Raw genomic sequence first — 4083 nt, forward strand, 5'->3', positions numbered from 1 at the left:
GGATCGACGCACCATCAGTTCGACTCGGAAGTGAGGCCATCAGATGCCCGCCACCCCCACCCAGGGCCATGTGGTCGTAGCTCCCGACAAGTTCAAGGGCACCCTGGAGGGCGCCGAGGTGGCCGCCAGGATCGCCGCCGGAATCCGCCGGGCGCGCCCCGGCGTCGAGGTCCGCGAGCTCCCGGTGGCCGACGGCGGCGAGGGCACCCTGGCCGCCGCGCTGGCGGCCGGGTTCTCCCGGGTGGCGGTCAAGGTCTCCGGGCCCACCGGGCTGCCGGTGGACGCGGCGATCGCGGTCAGGGGGGAGACCGCGGTCGTCGAGCTGGCCCAGGCCTCCGGGCTCAGCCAGCTGCCGGGCGGCCGCACCGCGCCGCTGGCGGCCGGCTCCTTCGGGGTCGGCCAGCTGATCGCCAAGGCGGTCGGGCTGGGCGTGCGGCGCGTGGTCCTGGGGCTGGGCGGCAGCGCCTGCACCGACGGCGGTGCCGGCATGGTGCAGGCCCTCGGGGTGGGCCTGTACGACGCCGAGGGCGCCGAACTCGCCCCGGGTGGTGCGGCCCTGCGCCGGCTGCACCGCCTGGACCCGGGCGTGCTGGCCGACCTGCTGGCGGGGGTGGAGGTCGTGGTCGCCTGCGACGTGGACAACCCGCTGCTCGGTCCGCGCGGCGCCGCCGCGGTCTACGGCCCGCAGAAGGGCGCCGACGAGGCCGACCTGGTGGTCCTGGAGGCGGGGCTGACCCGCTGGGCCGACCTGGTGCAGCAGGCCACCGGCCGGGACGCCCGCCGGGCCCCCGGGGCCGGCGCGGCCGGCGGCGTGGGCTTCGCCGCCCTGGCGCTGCTGGGCGCCACCATGCGACCCGGCATCGAGCTGCTGCTCGAACTGCTGGGTTTCGACGAGGCTGTGCGTGGGGCGCGCCTCGTCGTCACCGGCGAGGGATGCCTGGACGCGCAGACACTGCACGGCAAGGCCCCCGCCGGCGTCGCCGCGGCGGCCACCGGGGCGGGGGTTCCGGTGGCCGCTGTGGCGGGGAGGCTCGAACTGTCCGAGCGCGAGTGGCGCGGCGCCGGTTTCGCGGCCGCCTACGCGCTCACCGACCTGGCCGAACAGCCGGGCGACAGCCTCACCCGGGCGGCCGAGCTGGCCGAGCTGGCCGGCGAGCGGCTGGCGCAGGACCTGCTGGCCCGCTGAACCCCTCGTACTTTCCTACATTGACGTTTTGTTGAAGGCGGGCCTAGGCTCCGAGCCACCCCACCGCAACACCCTTTCCGGAGGCCCCAGATGCAGCAGCCGACCGCGGTGATCCGCTCCCGGCGTGTGGTCCTGCCCGACGGCGAGCGCCCGGCCGACGTGCTGGTCCGGGACGGCCGGATCGAGCAGATCGCGGCCCACGGCTCGCTGCTGGTGGGGGACGCGCAGCTCACCGACCTGGGCGACACGGTGCTGCTGCCCGGCCTGGTCGACACCCACGTGCACGTCAACGAGCCGGGCCGGACCGAGTGGGAGGGCTTCGCCACCGCCACCCGGGCCGCGGCGGCCGGCGGCGTCACCACGATCATCGACATGCCGCTGAACTCCGTCCCGCCGACCACCACGGTGGCCGGGCTGGACGTCAAGCGGAAGACCGCCGAGGGCCAGGCCTGGGTGGACCTGGGCTTCTGGGGCGGCGCGGTGCCGGACAACACCGGCGAGCTGGCCGCCCTGCACGAGGCCGGCGTGTTCGGCTTCAAGAGCTTCCTGGCGCCCTCCGGGGTGGACGAGTTCCCGCACCTGGACCGCGACCAGCTGGCGCCGGCACTGGCCGAGCAGGCCCGGATCGGCGCACTGGCGATCATCCACGCCGAGGACCCGGCGGTGCTCTCCGCGGCCCCGCAGGTGCCCGGCACCCACTACCGCGACTTCCTCAACTCCCGTCCGGACGACGCCGAGACCGCCGCGGTGGCGCACCTGCTGGAGACCGCCCGGCGCACCGGCGCCCGGGTCCACATCCTGCACGTCTCGTCCGCCGCGGTGCTGCCGCTGCTGGCGCAGGCCCGGGCCGACGGCGTCCGGGTGACCGCCGAGACCTGCCCGCACTACCTGACGCTGGCCGCGGAGGAGGTCCCGGACGGGGACACCGCCTTCAAGTGCTGCCCGCCGATCCGCGACGAGGCCAACCGCGACCGGCTCTGGGCGGCGCTGGCGAACGGCGAGTTCATCGGCATCGTCTCCGACCACTCGCCGTCCACCCCCGACCTGAAGCTGCTGGAACGTTTCGGCGGCAGCGGCGACTTCGCGGCCGCCTGGGGCGGCATCGCCTCGCTGCAGCTGGGGCTGCCGGCGATCTGGACCGAGGCCCGGCGCCGCGGCCACACGCTGACCGAGGTGGCCCGCTGGATGTCCGGCGGCCCGGCCGAACTGGTCGGCCTGACCGGCACCAAGGGCGCCATCGCGGTCGGCTGCGACGCCGACCTGGTGGCCTTCGACCCGGACGCCGAGTTCGCCGTCGACCCGGCCGGCCTGCACCACCGCAACCCCGTCACCCCGTACGCGGGCCGGCGGCTGACCGGTGCGGTGCGGACCACCTGGCTGCGCGGCCGGGTGGTGGACACGGCCGCCGCGCCGTTCGGGCAGCAGATCCTTCGTACCCGCTGAACCTTTGCTGAGGAGCGATATGAGCACCAGTCAGACCCCGTCGGCTCCCTTCACCGAACTGGTCAACCTCGCCTCCCGGCTGCTGGGCGCCGGGGTGGTGGCCACCAACGAGGACACCTTCGCCGACGCGGAGAACCTGCTGGTCGCCAAGCCCGCCGAGTTCCGGCCGCACACCTTCGGCCACAAGGGCCAGATCATGGACGGCTGGGAGAGCCGGCGCCGCCGCGGCGCCGGGGCCGAGCAGCCGCACCCGACCGACGAGGACCACGACTGGGCCGTGGTCCGGCTCGGGGTGGCCGGCCGGATCCGCGGCGTGATCGTGGACACCGCCCACTTCACCGGCAACTACCCGGAGTCCGGCTCGGTGCAGGGCGCCTCGGTGCCGGGCCACCCGTCGGTCGAGGAGCTGGCCGCGGCCGAGTGGACCGACCTGGTCCCGCGCACCGCGCTGCGCGGCGACACGGCGCACGAGTTCGAGGTGGCCGACGCCACCCGCTACACGCACGTGCGGCTGAACATCTGGCCGGACGGCGGCGTGGCCCGGCTGCGGGTGTACGGCGAGGTGCTGCCGGACCCGCGCGACCTGGACGGGCTCAGCTTCGACCTGGCCGCCCAGGAGTACGGCGGCGTCGCGGAGGCGGCCTCGGACCGGTACTTCTCCTCCCCGCACAACCTGAACGCTCCCGGTCGCGCCTCCGTCATGGGCGAGGGCTGGGAGACCCGGCGTCGGCGCGACAAGGCCAACGACTGGGTGCAGATCGCCCTGGCCGGGGGCGGTGAGGTCCTGGCCGCCGAGGTGGACACCAGCCACTTCGTCGCCAACGCCCCCGGCTGGGCCGACCTGTGGGGCTACGACGCCTCGACGGGCGGCGACCCCGCCACCGACCCCGACGGCTGGTTCGAGCTGCTGCCGCGCACCCGGCTGCAGCCGGACACCCGGCACCGGCTGCGGCTCGCCGCCGGCCGCCCGGTGACCCACGTGCGCTTCAACGTCTACCCGGACGGCGGGGTGGCCCGGCTGCGGCTGGTCGGCCGGCTCACCGAGGCCGGCCGGGCGGCCCTGGCGCTGCGCTGGTTCGACGCGCTGCCGCCGGCCGAGGCCGCCGCCGCGCTCACCGAGGCCGGCCTGACCGCCGCCGAGGCCGCGGCGCTGGCCGCGGCCCGCCCGCTGGCCGGCCCCGCCGCGGCCACCGCCGCGGTCGCGGCGCTGCAGCCCGCGGACGGCCCGGACGGCGCCGAGACCACCCGCCGCGCGGCCGCGGTGTGGCGCCTGCTCGGCGTCTGACCCTTCCTTCCCCCCCACCCCCCCCCAACCGAAAGACCCCCCCGTCCCAAAAACCCCCCCCACGGGGCCGGCCCCCCCGGGCCCCCCACCCCCAAACCCCCCCCCCGGCCGCCCACCGCCCACCAGCCCGCCCACCAACCCACACGTGCGCCCAAGCCCAGGCCAAACC

Annotated in this window: 3 protein-coding genes; all 3 read left to right on the forward strand. The window is 76.3% G+C overall.

Annotated elements, in window-relative coordinates; translation table 11 throughout:
- Window positions 1-43 precede the first annotated feature (43 nt).
- Window positions 44-1186: a glycerate kinase gene (locus ACFW1A_RS27805; RefSeq protein WP_380413251.1), complete on the forward strand. Its 1143-nt coding sequence runs from the start codon at window positions 44-46 to the stop codon at window positions 1184-1186.
- 90 nt (window positions 1187-1276) lie between these two features.
- Complete coding sequence (gene allB, locus ACFW1A_RS27810) at window positions 1277-2629, forward strand: allantoinase AllB (RefSeq protein WP_380413253.1); 1353 nt, start codon at window positions 1277-1279, stop codon at window positions 2627-2629.
- A gap of 19 nt (window positions 2630-2648) precedes the next feature.
- Window positions 2649-3914 (forward strand): allantoicase, encoded by a 1266-nt coding sequence (alc, locus tag ACFW1A_RS27815; protein WP_380413255.1) that lies wholly within the window; start codon window positions 2649-2651, stop codon window positions 3912-3914.
- Window positions 3915-4083 lie beyond the last annotated feature (169 nt).

The organism is Kitasatospora sp. NPDC058965, from assembly GCF_042741245.1.
Taxonomy (GTDB): Bacteria; Actinomycetota; Actinomycetes; order Streptomycetales; family Streptomycetaceae; genus Kitasatospora.

Bases quoted from the DNA above. Each gene is read 5' to 3' on its own strand.
- alc (WP_380413255.1), top strand. From the start codon at position 2,649: ATGAGCACCAGTCAGACCCCGTCGGCTCCCTTCACCGAACTGGTCAAC.
- allB (WP_380413253.1), top strand. From the start codon at position 1,277: ATGCAGCAGCCGACCGCGGTGATCCGCTCCCGGCGTGTGGTCCTGCCC.
- ACFW1A_RS27805 (WP_380413251.1), top strand. From the start codon at position 44: ATGCCCGCCACCCCCACCCAGGGCCATGTGGTCGTAGCTCCCGACAAG.